The sequence below is a fragment of the Sphingobium estronivorans genome (assembly GCF_008692605.1).
In the GTDB taxonomy this organism is placed as follows: Bacteria; Pseudomonadota; Alphaproteobacteria; order Sphingomonadales; family Sphingomonadaceae; genus Sphingobium; species Sphingobium estronivorans.
This window is the reverse complement of the sequence record NZ_LFCT01000011.1, coordinates 1-19,937: the sequence shown is the minus strand read 5'-3', so window position 1 is coordinate 19,937 and position 19,937 is coordinate 1. Positions and strand designations below refer to the sequence as shown.

General features: G+C 65.1%; 20 protein-coding genes. 17 read left to right on the top strand and 3 right to left on the bottom strand.

Annotated elements, in window-relative coordinates; genetic code table 11:
- Positions 1–83 precede the first annotated feature (83 nt).
- Entirely contained in the window at positions 84–857 is a 774-nt protein-coding gene (locus F7P65_RS09140; RefSeq protein WP_150291435.1) for an SDR family NAD(P)-dependent oxidoreductase, read from the bottom strand.
- Positions 858–1,169: 312 nt separating this feature from the next.
- Between F7P65_RS09140 and F7P65_RS09135 the strand changes: the two genes are divergently transcribed.
- The 12 genes from F7P65_RS09135 (at position 1,170) to F7P65_RS09080 (ending at position 12,695) form a co-directional block, all read left to right on the top strand.
- Positions 1,170–2,819, top strand: coding sequence for a class I adenylate-forming enzyme family protein (locus F7P65_RS09135; protein WP_150291434.1), 1,650 nt, complete (start codon positions 1,170–1,172; stop codon positions 2,817–2,819).
- 16 nt (positions 2,820–2,835) lie between these two features.
- The gene (locus F7P65_RS09130) at positions 2,836–3,705 is read left to right on the top strand and encodes an amidohydrolase family protein (protein WP_150291433.1); all 870 of its coding nucleotides are present in this window, start codon (positions 2,836–2,838) and stop codon (positions 3,703–3,705) included.
- A 17-nt stretch (positions 3,706–3,722) separates the two neighbouring features.
- The gene (locus F7P65_RS09125) at positions 3,723–4,811 is read left to right on the top strand and encodes an aromatic ring-hydroxylating oxygenase subunit alpha (RefSeq protein ID WP_150291432.1); all 1,089 of its coding nucleotides are present in this window, start codon (positions 3,723–3,725) and stop codon (positions 4,809–4,811) included.
- 96 nt (positions 4,812–4,907) lie between these two features.
- Positions 4,908–6,410 carry an amidase gene (locus F7P65_RS09120; RefSeq protein ID WP_240334246.1) on the top strand — a complete coding sequence of 501 codons (1,503 nt, stop codon included), beginning with the start codon at positions 4,908–4,910 and terminating at the stop codon, positions 6,408–6,410.
- Positions 6,411–6,428: 18 nt separating this feature from the next.
- Positions 6,429–7,187, top strand: a complete 759-nt coding sequence (locus F7P65_RS09115) for an SDR family NAD(P)-dependent oxidoreductase (protein ID WP_150291430.1) — start codon at positions 6,429–6,431, stop codon at positions 7,185–7,187.
- 4 nt (positions 7,188–7,191) lie between these two features.
- The gene (locus tag F7P65_RS09110) at positions 7,192–8,493 is read left to right on the top strand and encodes a spinster family MFS transporter (RefSeq protein ID WP_150291429.1); all 1,302 of its coding nucleotides are present in this window, start codon (positions 7,192–7,194) and stop codon (positions 8,491–8,493) included.
- Entirely contained in the window at positions 8,490–8,969 is a 480-nt protein-coding gene (locus tag F7P65_RS09105; protein WP_150291428.1) for an Lrp/AsnC family transcriptional regulator, read from the top strand. The genes F7P65_RS09110 and F7P65_RS09105 overlap by 4 nt, the downstream gene beginning before the upstream one ends.
- A complete protein-coding gene (locus F7P65_RS09100; RefSeq protein ID WP_150291427.1) occupies positions 8,966–9,460 on the top strand; it encodes an Lrp/AsnC family transcriptional regulator in 495 nt (164 codons plus the stop codon). The genes F7P65_RS09105 and F7P65_RS09100 overlap by 4 nt, the downstream gene beginning before the upstream one ends.
- 208 nt (positions 9,461–9,668) lie before the next feature.
- Positions 9,669–10,727, top strand: coding sequence for an acyl-CoA dehydrogenase family protein (locus F7P65_RS09095; protein WP_150291552.1), 1,059 nt, complete (start codon positions 9,669–9,671; stop codon positions 10,725–10,727).
- On the top strand, positions 10,724–11,908 hold the full coding sequence (locus F7P65_RS09090; RefSeq protein ID WP_150291426.1) for an acyl-CoA dehydrogenase family protein: 1,185 nt from the start codon (positions 10,724–10,726) through the stop codon (positions 11,906–11,908). The genes F7P65_RS09095 and F7P65_RS09090 overlap by 4 nt, the downstream gene beginning before the upstream one ends.
- Positions 11,905–12,333, top strand: coding sequence for a PaaI family thioesterase (locus tag F7P65_RS09085; protein ID WP_150291425.1), 429 nt, complete (start codon positions 11,905–11,907; stop codon positions 12,331–12,333). The genes F7P65_RS09090 and F7P65_RS09085 overlap by 4 nt, the downstream gene beginning before the upstream one ends.
- The gene (locus F7P65_RS09080) at positions 12,330–12,695 is read left to right on the top strand and encodes a PaaI family thioesterase (RefSeq protein WP_150291424.1); all 366 of its coding nucleotides are present in this window, start codon (positions 12,330–12,332) and stop codon (positions 12,693–12,695) included. Before F7P65_RS09085 ends, F7P65_RS09080 begins: the two co-directional genes overlap by 4 nt.
- An 11-nt stretch (positions 12,696–12,706) precedes the next feature.
- Here the strand turns inward: F7P65_RS09080 and F7P65_RS09075 are convergent, their stop codons facing one another.
- Positions 12,707–13,774 (bottom strand): helix-turn-helix transcriptional regulator, encoded by a 1,068-nt coding sequence (locus F7P65_RS09075; protein ID WP_150291423.1) that lies wholly within the window; start codon positions 13,772–13,774, stop codon positions 12,707–12,709.
- 83 nt (positions 13,775–13,857) lie between these two features.
- Here F7P65_RS09075 and F7P65_RS09070 point away from each other — a divergent pair, with 83 nt between their 5' ends.
- From F7P65_RS09070 to F7P65_RS09050, 5 genes are all read left to right on the top strand, one after another.
- A complete protein-coding gene (locus tag F7P65_RS09070; protein WP_150291422.1) occupies positions 13,858–14,490 on the top strand; it encodes a nuclear transport factor 2 family protein in 633 nt (210 codons plus the stop codon).
- Positions 14,491–14,495: 5 nt separating this feature from the next.
- A complete protein-coding gene (locus F7P65_RS09065) occupies positions 14,496–15,569 on the top strand; it encodes an alkene reductase (protein ID WP_150291421.1) in 1,074 nt (357 codons plus the stop codon).
- Between the two features lie 25 nt (positions 15,570–15,594).
- The gene (locus tag F7P65_RS09060) at positions 15,595–16,389 is read left to right on the top strand and encodes an SDR family NAD(P)-dependent oxidoreductase (RefSeq protein WP_150291420.1); all 795 of its coding nucleotides are present in this window, start codon (positions 15,595–15,597) and stop codon (positions 16,387–16,389) included.
- 2 nt (positions 16,390–16,391) lie between these two features.
- Positions 16,392–17,192 carry an SDR family NAD(P)-dependent oxidoreductase gene (locus F7P65_RS09055; RefSeq protein ID WP_162854570.1) on the top strand — a complete coding sequence of 267 codons (801 nt, stop codon included), beginning with the start codon at positions 16,392–16,394 and terminating at the stop codon, positions 17,190–17,192.
- A 154-nt stretch (positions 17,193–17,346) separates the two neighbouring features.
- Positions 17,347–18,804 (top strand): FAD-dependent oxidoreductase, encoded by a 1,458-nt coding sequence (locus tag F7P65_RS09050; RefSeq protein WP_150291418.1) that lies wholly within the window; start codon positions 17,347–17,349, stop codon positions 18,802–18,804.
- 50 nt (positions 18,805–18,854) lie between these two features.
- Here the strand turns inward: F7P65_RS09050 and F7P65_RS09045 are convergent, their stop codons facing one another.
- Positions 18,855–19,640: an SDR family NAD(P)-dependent oxidoreductase gene (locus F7P65_RS09045; RefSeq protein WP_240334245.1), complete on the bottom strand. Its 786-nt coding sequence runs from the start codon at positions 19,638–19,640 to the stop codon at positions 18,855–18,857.
- Positions 19,641–19,937: the final 297 nt, after the last annotated feature.

Here is a 19,937-nt window from a genome sequence, read left to right as displayed (position 1 = left end):
CGCAAATGAGCTGTCATCAGCGAGATGACGCTCATTTGCGGTATTTTAGCAACAGAAAAATCCGATATAGTGTGCGCGACCGTTTAGCCGGGCATGTAGAGCTGCGCGGCCTTCCCGCCATCGACGGGGAGCGCCGTGCCGGTGATGTAGCTCGCCGAATCGGACAGCATGAATGCGATGGCCTGGGCCAGTTCCTCCGGCGCGCCGCCGCGCCCCATCGGGATCGCATCGGTGGTGCGTGCGGCGACATCGGGCACGCGGGCGGCGAAATCGGCGGTGCCCGCCGTCTGCACCTGACCCGGAATGATGGCGTTGACGCGGATGCCGGACCGGGCGCCCTCCATCGCGGCGACAGCGGTAAAGTGGATCAGCGCCGCCTTGGACGCGGAATAGCTGGACATGTTGGGCGCCGCGCGAATGCCGCAGGTCGACGCGATATTGACGATCGACCCCTTGCCGGCGCGGGCCATGACGGCCATCGCCGCCTTGGTGCTGACGAACACGGCGTCGGCATTGACGGTGAAATCCTTGCGCCAATGCGCCAGCGTCAGGCGGCTGATCGGGGCATAATGGGTCGACATGGCGTTGTTCACCAGCATGTCCAGCCGGCCGTAATCCGCCGCCACCCGCTCGACCATCGCGGTCAGCGCGGCATCGTCGGCGACGTCGAGCTGGACCGTTTCGACCTTGCCGCCTTCCGCCTTGATCTGCGCTTCGGCCTGTTCCAGCATCTCAAGCCGCCGGCCGCAGATCACGACCTGGGCGCCGCCCGCAGCGAGCAGCTTGGCCGTGGCAAGGCCGATTCCGTCGCTGCCGCCGGTGATGATGGCGACCTGACCCTCGAAATTCGGAAACATAGTCCTCTCCTGTCGCAAAAAGCCGCTCGACCGGCAGGGCCCGGACGAAGCCTGTTATGCGCAGATTGTCCTATATATGCGGAAAATGTAAACCACCAAAATCCGAATCCTGTAAAATTGAAGAGGGATTTCCCCGCGCATATCGGGAAGGGGGGAATAGAAAATGTCGCATTTCCGCCATTTTTGGCGAAAATGAATTGCGTAAAATAAATTGCATTGAAATACGCACGGCGAAGAATATGCTTGCTGCGACACCGCCCATGCGGCGAATCGGGTGAGGATGAATGGCAAATCTTGATAAGGCGCCCCATCATGGCTAGGGGCGATCCCGTCTTCGCGGACGTCACGGCGCCCGGCACCCCGTTTGAAATCGGGGAGCGGGGCGGCATTCGCTATTTCCGGCGCGCGCCGGACGATCTGGCGCTGCTGATCGAAAGCGCACGTCGTCATGGCGACGCAACCTTCCTTGTCGAACAGGACGATGCCGGCCGGGAACGACGGCTGAGCTATGCGCAGATGTTCGACTGGCGCGATCGACTGGCATCGCGGCTGGGAATCGGGCGCGGCGATCGGGTGGCGATCTGCATGCGCAACCGCGCCGAATGGATGGTTGCCTTCATGGCGGTGATCCGCATGGGCGGCGTTGCGGTGCTGCTCAACAGCCGGGGTGCGCCTGCGGAACTGGCGGCGATGATCGAGGATGCGGATCCGGCGCTGGTGCTGGCCGATGCGGAACGCGCCGCGCTGATCCGGCAAAGCAGCTGCGCGGTGCCGGTGCTGGACGCGTTGCAGCCCGAAGATCTGGGGCCGGCGGGGGCATTGCCGGAAATCGGCGGCGCAGACGCGGACGACCCCTGCGCGATCCTCTTCACCTCCGGCACCACCGGGCGGGTGAAGGGCGCGGTACTCTCGCATCGCAGCTTGATGACGGGCCTGCTCGGCACCCAGCTGACGGGCATGATGGTGCTGCACAATATGGCGCGCAATTACGGCGTGTCGGTCGAAAGCATCATGGCGCAGGTGCCGCCGCAGGCGACGCTGCTGGTCTATCCGCTGTTCCATATTTCCGGGCTCGGTTCGGCCTTTCTGGCGCCGTTGCTGTCGGGCGCGAAGGTCGTCATCATGCGCCGCTGGGATGCGGCGGAGGCGGTGCGGATCATCGCGGATGAAAAGATCACGATGCTGACGTCCGTCCCGACCATGTTGTGGGATATGATCCGCCATGCCAAGCAGGGCGAAATGGACCTGTCGTCGCTGCGCAACATCGGTTCGGGCGGGCAGGCGCTGCCGCTAAACCTGCTGGACGAGGTGCGGGCGCTCTGCCCGCACGCGATGATCGGCGTGGGCTATGGCATGACCGAGACGGCGGGCGCCATCGCGCAGGCCGTGGGGGCCGATTTCCTGAACAACCCTGCCGCCGCCGGCCGGGTGCTGCCGCTGATCGATCTGCGCATCGCCGGATCCGACGGCCAGGCCGCGCCCGTCGGGGAGAGCGGCGAGATCCAGGTCCGGGGCGCCATGGTGATGAGCCAATATTGGAACCGCCCGGAGGAGAATGCCAAGGCCTTTACCGAAGACGGCTGGCTGCGCACCGGCGATGTCGGGCGGCTGGACGAGGACGGCTATCTGTTCATCGTCGACCGGATGAAGGACATGGTCATTTCCGGCGGCGAGAATATCTATTGCGCGGAGGTCGAGCGGGTGATCGGCGAAATGCCGCAGGTCGTCGAATGCGCGACCTTCGGCATCCCCGACGAACGGCTGGGCGAGCAACTGGTCGCCATTGTCGTCGGCCGCGACGTCGATGAGCGTGCGGTGACGGACTGGGTGCTCGAACGGCTCGCCCGCTACAAGGCGCCTGCGCGCGTGGTCGTGATTCCCGATCCGCTGCCGCGCACTCATCTCGACAAGATCGACAAGATCGCGCTCCGCGCGCTGTGGCCGCAACTGGCGGCATCCTAAAATAGGAGAGTTTCCCATGGGAATGCCCAAGGATATCGGAATTATCGACTGCATGCTGGGTATTCCGGAGGCAGAGGATCGATCCGACTGGTTCGACCCCTTCCGGCCGCTGATCAAGGACCAGCAGACGCTCCAGCAATTCGCCATGCCGGCGCAATATATGTTCAAGGATATTCCGCAGACCGGCAAGACCGACGATTTCGTCGCCTGGACCGTCGAGCAGATGGACCGGCACAATATCGACAAGGCGCTGGTCGGCTGGAACGACAATGCGACATCCTACCGCGCCAAGGAAATGTACGGCGACCGCTTCTTCTTCGACCTGCCCTGCGATCCGAACAAGGGCATGGAGGAAGTGCGCCGGATCAAGCGCATCCATGCCGAGGTCGGCCTGTCCGCGATCAGCGTCTTCCCGGCGGGCACGCTGCCGCAGGTGGCGATCAATCATAAATATATGTTCCCCCTTTATGCCTGCGCGGAAGAGCTGGGGATTCCCATCCTGCTGAATGCCGGCATTCCCGGCCCGCGCATCCCGATGGAGACGCAGAAGGTCGAGCATCTGGACGAGGTCTGCTGGTTCTTCCCGGACCTCAAGGTCGTCATGCGGCACGGTGCGGAGCCGTGGGAGGCGCTGGCTGTCAAGCTGATGCTGAAATGGCCGAACCTCTATTATTCGACCAGCGCCTTCGCGCCCAAACATTATCCCAAGGCGATCATCGACTACGCCAATACGCGCGGCGCCGACAAGATCATCTACGCCGGCTATTTCCCCATGGGTCTCAGCCTCGACCGCATCTTCAGCGACATGGAAAAGGTGCCGTTCAAGGATGAGGTCTGGCCGAAATTCCTGCGCGAAAATGCCATCAAGGTTTTCAACCTGAAATAAGATAGCGGAGCTTTCCCATGTCGAACACGCATGACGCAACAGACGCCCGCACCCCTCCGGTCGCGGTCTGGCAGCTTCTCGAAAAGCTGAAAGGGCAGGACCTGGCCGACTGGCGCCTGGCCGAGGTGAAGGGTCGCGCCTCGATCGAGGAACGCAATCTGAATATCGGCATTCCCTTCGGCTGGTATCCGGTCCTGATGTCGTCCGAACTGGCGGAGGGCGAAGTCAAGCCGCTGCGCTATTTCTCGCAGGATCTGGCGATCTGGCGGGGCGAGGACGGCAAGGTCCGCATGCTCGACGCCTATTGCAAGCATCTGGGCGCGCATATGGGCCATGGCGGCAAGGTGCACGGCAATCTGCTGGAATGCCCGTTCCACGCCTGGCGTTATGATGGCGATGAAGGCGCGGTGAAGGAGATTCCCTATGCCCGCGTCATTCCGCCGCAGGTGAAGCGCAAGTGCACCAAGAACTGGCACATCACCGAAGCCAACCGCTTCATCTGGGCCTGGTATCACCCGGAGGGACTCGATCCGCTGTTCGAGGTCGCCGTGCTGCCCGAGGCGAGCGATCCCGAGTGGACCGATTACGACGTGTATGAATGGAATGTCTGGGGCTCGCTCCAGAACATGGCTGAAAACGGCGTGGACGTCGCCCATTTCCGCTTCATCCACGGCACGGCGAACGTGCCGCTGGGCGATCTGCGCTGGGGCGACTGGGGCCGGGGCGCGGACGTCAAGGCAAAGATGGGCACGCCCTGGGGCGAAGTGGACGGCTGCATCAGCTATGACACCATGGGTCCGGGCCAGAGCTGGACGCGCTTCACCGGCATTTCCGAAACGCTTCTGGTAGCGTGTCTGGCGCCGGTGGAACTGGACCATGTCAAGGTCCGCATGTGCTTCACCCAGCCCAAGGCGCAGGCCGAGGGCGAGCGCGCGGGCGTGGCCAAGGCGATTATCCGCGACATCTGCAAGCAGTTCGATCAGGACAAGGTGGTGTGGGACCGGCAGAAGTTCGAACCCAATCCGATCATCTGCGACGGCGACGGGCCGATCCCGCAGTTCCGCAAATATTATTCGCGTTATTACGCCGACCAGGCTGTTTCCTGATCGGATGACGTGACGTGCTTCTGCGGAGGATGGCTCCGCAGGGGCGCGAAACATATGAGCCGTGAAGATTGCGGGCAAGAGAGGATAGCAATGGACATGACACGCCGGGAAAGCATGGCCGGGGTCGGCGCGGCGGCGCTGCTGGGAATGGCGGGGGCGGCGAAGGCGGCGACATCCTCCAGCCCGCTCGACACGCATGATTCGCTGGGGCTGGCCGATCTGGTCCGCCGCCGGAAGGTCTCGCCGACCGAATTGCTCGATGCGTCGATCGCACGGGTGGAGACGATGAACCCGCGCTTCAACTTCATGGCGCAGGAACATTATGACTATGGCCGCGCCGCCATCAAGCGGGGCTTGCCGCAGGGGCCGTTCAGCGGCGTTCCCTGGCTGATCAAGGATCTCAACACCTATATCGCCGGCCTGCCGACCGACAATGGCAGCCGCTTCTACAAGGGCTACAAGCCCGAAGTGACGTCCGAACTGGTCCGCCGGATCGAACGGGCCGGCTTCGTCATCTTCGGCAAGACCACCGTCCCCGAAATGGGGCTGACCGGCACGACCGAGAACAAGCTGACCGGCGCGACGCGCAATCCGTGGAACCCGGCCCATATCACGGGCGGCTCTTCCGGCGGCGCGGCGGCGGCGGTGGCGGCAGGGGTGTTGCCCGCCGCCCATGCCACGGACGGCGGCGGGTCGATCCGCATTCCGGCGTCCTGCTGCGGCCTCTTCGGGTTGAAGCCCAGCCGGGGCCGCGTGCCGATGGGTCCGCCGCGCACCGAGGGTTGGGGCGGGCTGTCGGTCCATCATGCCGTGACCCGGTCGGTGCGCGATTCCGCCGCGATCCTGGACGCGACCCATGGGGTGGAGCCGGGCAGCCGCTATGGCGCGCCGACGCCCGAGGGCAGCTTCCTCTCCCAGCTGGAAAAGGCGCCTGGACGGCTGCGCATCGCCTTCATGAAGGACGCGCCCGCCGGAACGCCAGTCGATCCGGAATGTCTGGCGGTGGCCGAAAAGGCGGCGCGGCTGTGCGAAAGCCTGGGCCATCATGTCGAGGAGGCCGCGCCGAAGCTCGACATGGCGGCGATGGGAGCGGCCAGCTTCGTGCTGATCGGTTCGTCGGTCGCGGCCGACATGCTCGACCGGGCGAAGGCGACCGGTATGGCCATCGGTCCCGACGTGCTGGAACCGATTACGCTCGGCTTCGTCGCTTATGGTCAGAAGACCAGCGGCATGGACTTTGCCCGCGCCAACGCCACCTTGCAGACGGCGGCATTGGTCATGGCGCAGTTCATGAGCAATTATGACCTGATCCTCTCTCCGACTTTGGCGGCGCCGCCGCTGGAACTGGGGAAGATCAACCTGTCGCCCGATACGGATTTCGCGACCTGGGGGCAGCGGACGGCGACTTTCTCCCCCTTCACCCAGATCGCCAACATGACCGGCCAGCCCGCCATGTCGGTGCCGCTCGGCATGTCGTCCGGCGGCCTGCCGGTCGGGGTCATGTTCATGGGCCGCTATGGCGACGAAGCAACGCTGTTCCGGCTCGCCGGGCAGCTCGAAAAGGCGGCGCCCTGGTGGGACCGGCGACCGACGCTCTGATAGACAAGGATAGAGATTATGCGTGGATTGAAGGGTAAGACCGGCATCGTCGCCGGCGGCGGGCGCGGCATCGGCGCGGCGACGGCGCGGCGTCTGGCGGACGAAGGCGCGCAGGTCGTCATCGGCGACATCATGGCGGAATGGGCGAAGGAAACCGCCGCCGCGATCCGCGAGCATGGCGGCAAGGCCATCGGCGTGGCGCTGGATGGTACCAGCGCGGCGTCGCAGGCGGCCATCGTGCAGGCGGCGCTGGATGAATTTGGCGGCCTCGACTTCTATCATTCCAATCTGGCGGGCGGGACCGAAGGGGATATCGATATCCTCAATTGCAGCGAGGAAGTGCTGGACCGCAGCTTCGCGATCAACGCGAAAAGCCATTTCCTGGCGACGCAGGCGGCGCTGCCCGTGCTGATCGAGCGGGGCGGCGGGGCGATGATCTACACCTCCTCCGGCGCGGCGATTTCGGGCAATCCGTTGCAGGTCGCCTATCCCATGACCAAGAATGCGCTGCATGCGCTGGTCCGCCATGTCGCACGCAAATTCGGCAAGCAGGGCATTCGCGCCAACGGCATCTGTCCCGGCGTGGTGCTGACCGAAGCCGTCGCCCAGCATCTGACGCAGGAATATGTCGATTCCATGCTGGCCACGCTTCCGCATCGGCGGCTGGGCCAGCCGGACGATATTGCCGGGGCCATCGCCTTCCTCGCTTCGGATGACGGGGTGTGGGTCAATGGCCAGCTCTGGCATGTGAACGGTGGTTCGCTGCTGAGGGATTGATGCCATGGACAATCGGTCGGCCTCTACGGCTCCTTCCAATCCCTGGGTCGTGCTGGCGATGCTGCTGGCGATCTATATCTTCAACTTCGCTGACCGCTATCTGATCACCGGGTTGATCGGACCGATCAAGGCGGAGTTCGGCTTGGGTGACGGGATGATGGGCCTGTTGATGGGGCCGGCCTTCGTCGTGTTGTACGTCGTGCTGGGCGTGCCCTTCGCGCGGCTGGCCGACCGGGGGAGCCGGATTCGCATCATCGCCGCGGGCTGCGTGCTGTGGAGCGGAGCGACGGTCGCGACCGGTCTTGCGACGGGCCCGATCAGCCTGACGCTGGCGCGGGTGGGCGTCGGCGTGGGGGAGGCGGCCTTTGTCGCCCCGGCCTATTCGTTGCTGTCCGATTATTTCCGGCCCGAAAAGCGCGGCTTCGCCTTCGCGCTGCTGGGGCTGGCGACTTATTTCGGCCAGATCGCCGGGCAGGCCGGCGGACCCGCCATCGCGGCGGTGCATGGCTGGCGCCTGGCCTTTATCGGCATGGGCGTGGGGGGCGTCGCGCTGGGCGCGCTGGCGCTGTGGCTGATCCGCGAGCCGGCGCGCACGAAACTGGCGCAGGACGGGGTGATGCCCTTCGGCCGGTTGGTGGCGTTGCTGGTGCGGCGGCCTGCCTTCGTGCTGATGATGCTCGCCTTTGCGCTGGGCGCGCTGTCGGGCGTCGCCTTCGGCTATTGGGGGCCGGAACTGTTCGCGCGGCGTTACGGGCTGGACCCGGTGGTGGCCAAGTCCGCCTTCGCGCTCAATTTCGGCCTGTCGGGGCTGGTCGGCACCCTGTTGTTCGGCGCACTGGCCGATCGGCTGTCGGCGCGCAGCATGATCTGGCCCTCGCGCCTGTCCGCGCTGGCCATCGGCGCGGCGACGCTGGCGATCCTGGCCGCGACCTGGGCGGACAGCTTCACAGTGGCGCTCTGGCTGGCGGTGCCGTCGGGCCTGCTGGGCGGCGGCTGGTCGGTGGGCTTCCTCGCCACGCTGCAATATATGCTGCCCGCGCCGATCCGCGCGGCGTCCACCGCCCTGTTTCTGGCCGCAATCACCCTGCTGGGCTATTTCGTCGGACCTTGGGCGACCGGCGCGATCAGCGGTTGGCTGGGCAATGACGGGCATTCGCTCGCCGTCGCGCTCAGCGTGATCATTCCCTTCGGCTTCCTGGCATCGGTGTTGGGCTGGCTGGTGGGCGGCCGGTTGGAGCGGGATAGGCAGGCGCTGGCGCAGGCCCCGTTTCCATCGGACGGGCATTGTGCCATGAACCCGGTATGAATGAAACCCTTTCCATCGATGAGATCGACCGCAAGATCATCGGCCATCTGCGCCGCAACGGACGGTCCACCAACCAGCAGATCGCGGAATCGCTCGATCTGACCGCCGCCACCGTGTCGGGCCGAATCCGCCGGATGGAGCAGTCCGACAAGCTGAACGTGGTCGCCGTGTCGGACTTCGCGGCCCATGGCATGGACGTGCTGATCCAGATCGCGGTCGAGGTCGACGGCCGCGCCTCGTCCGATGTGGCGGAGGAACTGGCCGCGCTGCCCGAGGTGTTCGCCGTGTTCCTCGTCACCGGGCGGCACAATATCGACGTGCTGCTCGCGCTGCGCGAATATGGAGAGCTGCCCGAGCTCATGATCGATAAATTGTCCAAGGTCCGGGGCGTGCGGACGATGCGGCCCTCCATCGTGCTGGACGTCATCAAATATCAGTTCGAATCCGGCCCCCAAGTTTCGGGAGGCGGCGCATGAACAAGGCGCCGCTCGACGATCTCGATCGCCAGCTGATCGACATGCTGGCCCAGGATGCCCGTGTGTCCAACCGCAAGATCGCCGCCGACCTGGGCGTCAATGAAGGCACGGTCCGCGGGCGCATCAAGCGGTTGCAGCAGGACGGGCTGCTGGCCTTCACCGCGATCACCAGCCTCGATCTGGACCGGGACATCCGCATCGCCTTCATCGGCATTCAGGCCGATATCGAGAATATCCGCGATGTTGCCCGGCAGATCGCCGCCATGCCGATCGCCCGAGCGGTGATGATCGTGGCCGGACAATTCAACATCATGGTGACGTGTCTGTTCACAGATCTGGGCAAATTCCATCATTTCGCGGCGGACCGCATTCTGGCGATGCCGGGGGTGCACCATATCGAAACCTCCATCGCGGTGAGCGCGGTCAAATATAATTCGCGGATCGTGCGCATCACGGAAAAGGCCGCACTGGATGGTGAGGATGCGGACTGAATTGCGGCATTGATTCGACTTTTTCGGAAAACAGAACAAAAAAATATCCGCAAATGTTGAAAATGGCCCGGTTTCGATCTTGTCATTTACGGGTATTTTGATAAATATATCCGCAAATGATGGCAGGTTGTGCTTGCGCACCCGCCATTGCGGAACCGAGAGCGGGCGACAATCCGCGCAGTGGGTCAAGGAAGAGGACTGCCAGGAAATGGAATTCGCCTTTACCGAAGAGCAGCAGATGATCGCGGAGACGGCACAGGCCTTCTTCCGCGACAATGCGACGAGCGAGCGCGTGCGCCGCGCCATGGCCGCCGACGGCATCGACCGGGAATTGTGGGCCGCCTTCTGCCGCGAACTGGGGTTGAGCGGCATCGGTCTGCCCGAAGAGACGGGTGGATCGGGGCTGGGCATGGTCGAACTGGCGATCATCGCGGAGGCCGCAGGCGCGCAGGTCGCGGCGCTGCCGATGCTGGGCAGTCTGGTGCAGGCGGCGCAGGCGATTGCGGCCGGCGGCACGCAGGAACAGCGGGCGGCGCTGCTGCCCGATCTGATTTCCGGTGAAGCGATTGCGGGCTATTTTTACGACGGCGCGCTGAAGGTCGAGGGCGACCGGCTGACCGGCGGGGCGCACTATGTGACCCATGGCGCCAGCGCATCGCTGTTCATTGTCACCGACAATCGCGGCATGTGGGTGGTCCGGGCGGACGATCCGGGCGTCACGGTCACGGCGCAGACCAGCATGGACCAGACCCGTCCGTTCGCCCGCGTGACGCTGGCCGATGCGCAGGGCGAGGCGTTGGCCGATCCCGCCGCCGCGCTCGCCGCCGCGCATCGCGCCGCCTTCATCGCGGTCGCGGCAGAGTCGTTGGGCGGGGCGCAGGCCTGTCTCGACCGCACCGTCGCCTATTCGCAGGAGCGGGTGCAGTTCGGCCGTCCCATCGGGTCCTTCCAGGCGTACAAGCACCGGTTGGCTGACATGATGATCGAGATCGAGCAGGCGCGCTCGGTCGTCTATTGGGCAGCCTGCGCGGTGGACGAACAGTCGGACGAGGCCGATCTGGCGATCCACGCGGCCAAGAGCTTCGCCGCCGACACCTATTTCCGGTGCGCGGGTGACATGATCCAGCTTCATGGCGGCATCGGCTTCACCTGGGAACATGACGCGCATCTCTTCTTCAAACGTGCCCGCTCGCTCCAGTCCATGTTGGGCAGCGGCAATTGGCATCGCGAACGCATTGCCACGATGATCCTGGGGGAAGCAGCATGAAGCTCGGTTTTTCGGCAGAAGACGAACTGTTCCGTCAGGAATGCGCCGACTGGCTGAACGGCCAGATGGCGGGCGAGTTCAAGGACATCAAGGGCATCACCAAGCTGACCGGCAGCCCGGAGCGCCGCAAGGAATGGGAGCAGCAACTCGCTGCCCATCGCTGGTCGTGCATCGGCTGGCCGTCCCAATGGGGCGGGCGCGACGCGACGCTGGCGCAGCAGGTGATCTTCGCGGAGGAGTATGCCCGCGCAGGCGTGCCGGGCCGCATCAACCATATCGGCATCGAACTGGCCGGGCCGACCATCCTGGCCTTCGGCACGGAGGAGCAGAAGCGCCAGTTCCTGCCCGGCATCGCGGCGGGCACGACGATCTTCTGCCAGGGCTTTTCCGAGCCCAATGCGGGGTCCGACCTTGCCAGCGTCCGCACCCGCGGGCGGCTGGAAAACGGCGAATGGGTGGTCAACGGCCAGAAGATCTGGACCAGCCTTGCCCATATTTCCGACTGGATTTTCGTGGTCACGCGCACTGAGGAAGGGTCGCAGGGTCCCAAGGGCCTGACCTTCCTGATGATGCCGCTCGACCAGCCGGGCATCGAGGTGCGCGGCATTCGCCAGATCAACGGCGATTCTGAGTTCAACGAGACCTTCTTCACCGATGCGCGTTGTCCGGCGGACAGCCTGATCGGCGCGGTCGGGCAGGGTTGGGGCATCGCCATGGGCCTGCTCGCCTTTGAGCGTGGCGTATCGACGCTGGGCCAGCAAATGGGCTTCCGCAACGAACTGGATGATATCATCGCGGCAGCCAAGGCCAATGGCGCGGCCAATGACCCGCTGATCCGTCAGCGGCTGGCGAAAGCGGAGATCGGCTTGCGCCTGATGCGTTACGGCGCGCTGCGGATGCTGTCCCAGACCGATCACAAGAAGATCGACGGCGCGGCGCTGACCTACAAGATCCAGTGGGCCAGCTGGCGCCGCAATCTGGGTGAGTTGGCGATGGACGTGCTGGGCCAGGCGGGCGAAGTGTCCGACCATGCGGAATATGAATGGGACACGCTGCCCAATCTGTTCCTCTTCTCCCGCGCCGACACCATCTATGGCGGCACCAACCAGATCCAGCGCAATCTGATCGCAGAGCGGGGCCTTGGCCTGCCGCGCGAACCGCGTTACGTCCCGAAGGGATGACGCAAGAGGAAGACCTGTTCGAGCGGCTGAAGAACCTGCCGCCACGTGGCCATCATGCCATGCTGGGGCTGTATTCGGTCGCCGACGGGCCGGACTGGGTGGAAATGGCCTGTCCCTATGATCCGCGTTTGTTGATGGACGCGGATCAGGGGCTGGTGGCGTCGGGGCCGATCCTTTCGCTGATCGACGCGGCGGCGGGTGCGGCGGTGATCGCGCGGACGCGGCAATGGCGACCGATGGCGACGCTGGACATGCGGGTCGATTATCTGCGTGCGGCGCGGGTGGGGCAGACGCTCCATGCCCGCGCCACCTGCCATCATCTGACTCGGCAGGTCGCCTTCCTGAATTGCGAAGTGCATGATGGATCGCCGGAGGATCGCGTCGCCTCCGCCACGCTCAGCTTCTTTTTCATGGACGAGGCATGATCGCCGAGACTCCCTATGCCCAGATGTTGGGGATATGTTCCCTGGACGCGGGTGTGCTGATGATGCCGGTATCGCCCGATCTGGAAGGGCGGCCGGGCTTCCTCTATGGCGGGGTGATCGCCAGCCTGCTGGAACTGGCCTGTCTGGAGGCGGTGGCCCTGGAACTGGGCGGGGTCGACCGGCGGCCGAGGCCGGTGAATATCTCCTTCGATTTTCTGCGCGGCGGCGAAATGGCGGACAGCTTCGCGCAGGCGCAGATCGTGCGGATCGGCAAGCGGATTGTGAATGCCACGGCGCTGTGCTGGCAGGGGGACAGGGACAAGCCCATCGCCACCGCGCGCATGCATTTGATGCTGGATTGAGGTTGCGCGACTTACCGCAACTCTGCCCGCCAGGCCGCGGGCGACTGCCCCGTCCATTGGTGGAAGGCCCGGCGGAAGGCGGTGGCGTCGCTGAAATGGGTGCGGCGCGCAATTTCGCTGACCGATAGCCGGGGGTCCGACAGAAGCCGTGCCGCCAGATCGCGCCGCGCCTGGGTGCGCAGCGCGATCAGCGATGTGCTCTCTGCCGCCAGCCGGCGTTTCAGCGTCGCCTCGCTGATGCTGAACGAGCGGGCCAGCCACGCCGCCGTCGCGGGCGCCTCCCCGCTGGCCAACATGGCGGCAAAGAGATGCAGGATACGCTCCGACAAAGGCGCGTCCTTCGACAGCGGCACGGCGAGGTCGAAGGGAAAGCTGCGGATCAGCGGTTCCAGTTCCTGCGGCGTGCGGATGACGGGCCGGTCCAGATAGCCGGCGGCGAAGCGCAGGCTGTTCTCCGCCGCGCCATGGGTCAGCGGATGCGGCATCAGATAGAAGGTGGTCCGTTCATCCAGCAGCGGCGGATAGCGCATCGCCGCGTCGGTCAGCGCAATGTCTTCCCCGATCAGCCAGCCGAACAGCCGATGATAGGTCGACAGGCCGGTCAGGTCGGACAGATAGGCGCAGGCGTTGCGCACCGTGCGCACCGTTTCCATGTCCAGCCGCGCCACCCCGCCTTCCTCGTGCAGGCGCAGCCGGCCGGCGCGCCTGCCGATCAGCAGCGAAAACTGGTCCGTCCGCTCGATCGCCTCGCGCAGCGTGCGGCTGGTGATGACGCAATGGCACAGCATGTCGACGCCGAGCTTGGTGAGCGGCTCGCGTCCCTCCTGCCGCGCGGCGCATTCGTCGAGCGCCCAGGTGCAATGGGCATGGAGCCGGGTGAACTCCTCATGGGACAAAGCGGGGGCAGGGGCGGTAGGGGAGAGCAGGCTGGCGGAAAGATGGGTCAGCCCCGCCTCCCGCAGGAGGGCGGGCTGGTTGCCGCCATAAGCGCCCACCAGGCGCAGCAGGTCGCGCGCCACCGTGGCCGAGGCGCGACCCGGTGCGGGGCGGGAAAAATGACGGTTGAGCTTCTTTGTCATCTCTTTTGACCCGTTTAAACATTTAACTTTGCGCTGACAATGGTGAAGTTCCCTACGCAAATTCGAAGGAGTCGAGGGAGAGCATGAGCGAGACCGAAAGCCTGATGGCGCGTATCGACCGGCTGGAATCGCTGGATGCGATCCGCCAGTTGCCCGCCAAATATTCGCTGGCGCTGGACATGCGCGATTCCGACGCCTGGGTGAATCTGTTCCCGGAGGATGTCCGCGTCGGCGGCGGCAAGACCGGGCGCAAGGCGCTGCGCGACTGGTTCGACGAGACCCATTCGATGCAGTTCGACGGCACGTCGCATCATATCGGGGGGCATATCATCGATTTCGACGATCCCGACCATGCGCAGGGCGTCGTCTATTCGAAGAACGAGCATGAATGCGGCCCCGAATGGGTCATCATGCAGATGATGTATTTCGACCAGTATGAACGGATCGAGGGCCGCTGGTATTTCCGCCGCCGCCTGCCGCTCTATTGGTACGCGACCGACCTCAACAAGCCGCCGGTCGGCGACCGCAAGATGCGCTGGCCGGGCGTCGCGCCCTATCATGGCAGTTTCCACGACCTGTTCCCGAGCTGGAAAAGCTATTGGGACCGGCTGGGTCAGCCCCATGACGGGCCGGTCGAACCGGCCGCGCCGCTGGAAAAATTCATCGAGACGATGCGGCGCGGCGCGCCGCTGCCCAAACCGCGCGTACGGAGCTGATTGCCATGACCGATATTTTCTCCCCCGTGAAGCTGGGCGACATCCAGCTTGCCAATCGCATCGTCATGGCGCCAATGACCCGCGACCGGGCCGGACCGCAGGATGAACCGACGGCGGCGATGGTGGAATATTACCGCCAGCGCGCCAGCGCGGGCCTGATCGTGACCGAGGGCGCGCAGCCTTCGCCCGCCGGCAAGGGCTATTGGCGCACGCCCGGCATCCATAACGATGCGCAGGTGGCGGGCTGGCGCCAGGTGGCCGACGCCGTGCATGGCGAAGGCGGGCGGATCGTCGTGCAGCTGATGCATGTCGGCCGCGCCAGCGTCCGCGCGAACAAGGCGGCGGATGCGGAGACGATTGCGCCCTCCGCCATTCCCTGCCCCGATCCCATTCCCGGCCCGGACGGCGTGCCGCAGCCGACCGAGATGCCCCGCGCGCTGGAAACGGATGAGATTGCGGGCGTGGTCGCGGATTATGTCGCCGCTGCCCGCAACGCCATCGCCGCCGGTCTGGACGGGGTGGAGCTGCATTGCGCCAGCGGCTATCTGCCGATGCAGTTCCTGTCCTCCAACAGCAACCAGCGCACCGACCGCTATGGCGGGTCGGCGGAAAACCGCGTCCGCTTCGTCGTGGAAGTGCTGGAGGCGATGGCCGCCGCCGTCGGTGCGGGTCGCGTGGGCTTCCGCATCTGTCCCGGCGTCGGCTTCAACGGCATGGCCGATGCCGATCCGGCGGAAACCTACCGGACGCTGTTGCAGGCGGTGGATGGCCTTGGCCTTGCCTATGTCCACCTGATCCATGTTCCCAATGCGGATTTCGATTCGTTGGAGCTGGTGCGGGCGCATTGGCGCGGATCGGTGATCGAGAATTGCGGCCTGACGCTCGACAAGGCGCAGGCCGTGCTGGCGGAAGGGAAGGCGGAGGCGGTGTCCTTCGGCTATGCCTATATCGCCAATCCCGATCTGGTCGAGCGCTTCCGCGCCGGCGCGCCGCTGGCCCATGCCGATCGCGAGACCTTCTATACCGGGCAGGGCGACGACCATCGGGGATATACCGACTATCCGGCCCTGACCGCCTGAACCGCCCGCCATCAGGAGAAAAAATATGGAGAGGATATTGGAAGGGCGCACGGCGCTCGTGACGGGCGCCGGGCAGGGAGTGGGGCAGGGGATTGCCCGCGCGCTGGCCGGGGCTGGGGCAGACATCGTCATTGCCCAGCGGCGCGGCGAGGAGGCGGAGCGTGAAGCGGAATGGCTGCGCGCCAACCATGGGGTGAAGGCTTTTGCCCAGGCCGTGGACGTGACCGACGCGGCGGCGGTGGACCGCATGGTCGCCACCGCTGTCGAGCAGCTTGGCGGACGGCTCGACATATTGGTCAACAATGCCGGGGGCAGCTTCCCCAAGCGGTTCGAAAATCATACGGACGCCGATATGGCGGGGGCGTTCGACCTGAATTACTGGTCCGCTTTCCGCGCCATGCGCGCGGCCTTCCCCGTGATGAAGGCGCAGGGCTATGGCCGGATCATCAACCTGGGCTCGCTGAACGGCGTGAACGCGCATATGTTCACCGTCGCCTATAATGCCAGCAAGGAAGCGGTGCGGGCGCTCACCCGCACGGCGGCGGTCGAATGGGGACCGCACGGCATCACCTGCAACATCATCTGCCCCGCGGCTACCAGCCCGCAGGCGAAGGATTATTTCGCCGCCAACCCGGAAATGGCGCAGGCGATCCTGCAACAGGTGCCGGCGGGCCGTTTCGGCGATGCGACGCGCGATATCGGGCCGGTCGCAGTGTTCCTGGCCAGCGAAGGCGGCGGCTACACCACCGGCAACAGCTTCTTCGTCGATGGCGGCGGGCATATCAACGGTGTCGCATGGCGCCCGGAAGTCGAGGATTGAGGATGATGCAAAGGCTGAAGGGAAAGCGCGCCGTCGTCACGGGCGCGGCGCAGGGAATCGGCGCGTCGATCGCGCGGCGGCTGGCGGCGGAGGGCGCGACGGTCGCGCTGCTCGATCTGGATGCGGCGGCAGCGGGCGCGGTGCTGCCCGCGCCGCATGTCGGCATTGCCTGCAATGTAGCGGACACGGAATCGGTCGACCGTGCCTTCGCGCAGGTGAAGGAGATGCTGGGCGGCGTCGACGTGCTGGTCAACAATGCCGGGCGCGGCAGCGCGCCGGGCGATGGCATGGATCGTTATTATGCCGCGCAGGCGGAGCGGGCGACCAATCCCGCCGTCCATGTCGACCAGACCATCCACTGCGAGGATGCGGGCTGGAGCGGCGTGCTGGCGGTGACGCTGGACGGCACGTTCAAATGTAGCCGCGCCGCCGTGCGGTTGATGGCGGAGCAGGGGACGGGCGGCGCTATCGTCAATATCGGCTCCACCGCGGGGGTGAAGGGGGACGGCCCGATTCCCTATTGCGCGGCCAAGGCGGCCGTGTTGGGCATGACCCGTGCCATGGCCCGTGAGCTGGCGGATCGGGGCATCCGCGTCAATGCGGTCAATCCCGGCGCGACCGAAACGCCGATCTACGCGCCGTTGCCCGTTGAGGTGAAGGAGGCCATCGCTGCCGACAGCCTGATGAAGCGGCTGGCCCATCCTGACGAGATTGCGGGCGCGGTCGCCTTCCTGGCGGGCGACGATGGCAGCTTTGCAACGGGCAGCATCGTCACCGTCAATGGCGGGGCGTGGTTCGATTAAATATACGCAATGACGGCTTAAATACCGGAATAAAACTCCGCATTGCGAAAAGCTGAATGAGCAATGGGACGCATTATTGGCAAGGGCGTCCCATTGCGTTATCACCCCGTGGAAGCTCGGGCATTTTTCAGCCCGCACAGGAAGAGGATTGCCCGTGACTGACATTTCGCTCCATCGGCCCTATCCGGCGCAGAACGTTGCTGCCTGGGATTTCGACACAGAGGTCGCGGTGGTCGGCTTTGGCGCGGCAGGCGCCTGCGCGGCGATCGAGGCGGCGGATGCCGGCGCGGGAGTCATGCTGTTCGAGCGCGGAACGGGCAGCGGCGGCGCCTCGGCGCTGTCGGGCGGTGAAATCTACATCGGCGGCGGCACCGATGCCCAGCGCGCCGCAGGGTTCGAGGACAATGTCGAGGATCTCGCCGCCTATCTCAAAATGGCGGGCGGACCGTGCGCCGATGAGGCGAAATGCGATCTGTATGCGCGGGAATCGCTCAACCATTATGACTGGCTGAAGGCGCAGGGCGTCCCCTATCGCGGCAACTACCTGCCCGGCAAGCATATCGAGCCGGTCGACGATTCCACGCTGATCTGGTCGGGCAGCGAAGCCGCCGAACCCTTTTGCAATACCGCCCGCCCGGCGCCGCGCGGCCATGTGATCCAGCATGTCGGCTGGGGCGGCGGTCGTCCGCTGGTCGATTTGCTCGAAAAGCGCGCACGCGCCTTGGGCGTGGAGGTCGTTACCGATGCGCGGGCGGTGGCGCTGGTGCAGGATGGCGATCGGGTCGTCGGGCTGGTCGTGCGGATCGACAATGTGAACCGCTTCGTGCGGGCGCGCCGTGGCGTCATCCTGTGCACCGGCGGCTTTGTGATGAACGAAGCGATGCGGCGGCGCTATTGCCCCGAAACGCTGCGCCTCAGTAGCCCCCTTGGCGATCAGGACGATGGATCGGGCATTGAACTGGGCATTGGCGCGGGCGCCGACGCCATCCACATGGATCAGTTCTTCACCACCTGCCCCTGGACCATGCCGGAACCGCAGGCTTATGGCGTACTGGTCAATCAGGCCGGGCAACGCTTCATCAACGAAGATTGCTATCATGGCCGGGTCAGCCGCGCCGCCGTCGACCAGTTGGGCGATCGCGTGTTCCTGCTGCTCGACAACGCCCATTTCTCGCAGCCGCTGGAACTGGCGGGCATGAACATCGCGGGCACCGGTGAGACCTGGGAAGAGGTTGAGGCCGAACTGGAAATGGCGCCCGGCACGCTGAGCGCGACCATGGCCTTCTATAACGCCCAGGCACATGAGGGCCGCGATCCGCTGTTCGGCAAGCGCGCGCCGATTCTGACGCCGCTCGACCAGGGGCCGTTCATCGCGTTGGAGATGAACTTCGAGAACAGCTATTTCAGCTTCTTCACCTTGGGCGGCCTGCGGACCTCGACCGATGGCGAGGTGATTGATCGCGCGGGTGCGGCGATCCCCGGCCTGTTCGCGGCGGGGCGCAGCACATCGGGCCTGCCGGCCTGGGGCCATGGCTATAGCTCGGGCATGAGCCTGGCGGATTGCACCTTCTTCGGTCGCCGCGCCGGGCGCAAGGCCGCGTCCGACGCATGATATTGGTGCTCCTGCTTGCCGGGGCAGGCGGGAGCACGCTGATTTTCCCCTCAACTCAAAGTCGCGCCGCCATCGACCGCGATGCACTGGCCGTTGATCCACTCCCCGTCGCGTGACGCGAGCAGGGCCACCATGGCGGCGATGTCTTCCGGCTCGCCCAGCCGTTGGGAACGGCCCTCCGCCAGCACCTGCGCCTGGAAATCCTTGGGCATCGTCTCCCGCTTCTCCGGGGTAATCACCAGCCCCGGCATGATCGCATTCGCGCGGATGCCTTCCTTGCCCCAGCGCGAAGCGACATGGCGCACCAGCGCGTTCACCCCACTCTTCGCCATGGCATAGCAGGGTCGCGTGTCTTCTCCCGCAATCGCCGCCGTGGAAGAGGTATAGATCATTGCGCCGCCGCCGCGCTGTTGCAGGCGCGGCAAGGCGTGGCGGGTGATCCGCATCATGCCCTTGAGGTTGACGTCCAGCGTCCGCTCCAGCACGGCGTCGGTCACGCTGATCGCATCGCTATCCTCGAAGATGATGCGCAGGTCGGCGAAATTGGCATGAACCGCGTCGATGCCGCCATAGGCTGCCATCGCCGCATCGATCAGCGCCGCGACCGATGCATCATCCGTGGCATCGAAAACGCAGCCAGTCGCGCGACCGCCGGACTGCCCGATTTGGCTGACAAGATCATCGATCAGCGCTTTTTCCCCGGCTGGCGATCCGGCGACGATCGCCGCGCCCTCTTCGGCCAGTCGCAGCGCGCTTGCCCGCCCAATGCCCGTTGCGGCGCCGGCCACGACCGCAACCTTGCCCGCCATGCGGCGGCTCCCCATTGCCTGACTCATCCTGGTCCTCACTCTCTCTTCGTTGACGATCCTGACAGGAATGCGACAGGAAGGGGCGGTTGGCAATTGTGGCGCTGGGCTGACGGACGCAGCAGCTTTTGCCGATGTGCTGGGGTGGCTGATTGGGCGCCTGAAGAGCCATTGGTTGATCGGTCTTCGCGGCTGCGAAATGAAATAATAGCGTCAAATCAACGTGATAATCGAATTTTTGCCAGTTTTTTACAGGAATTTCCAAAAACTGTCATTTTAGGGCTTGCCCGAATCTCCGGACCCCCATAGATGGCTGCTCACCGGACG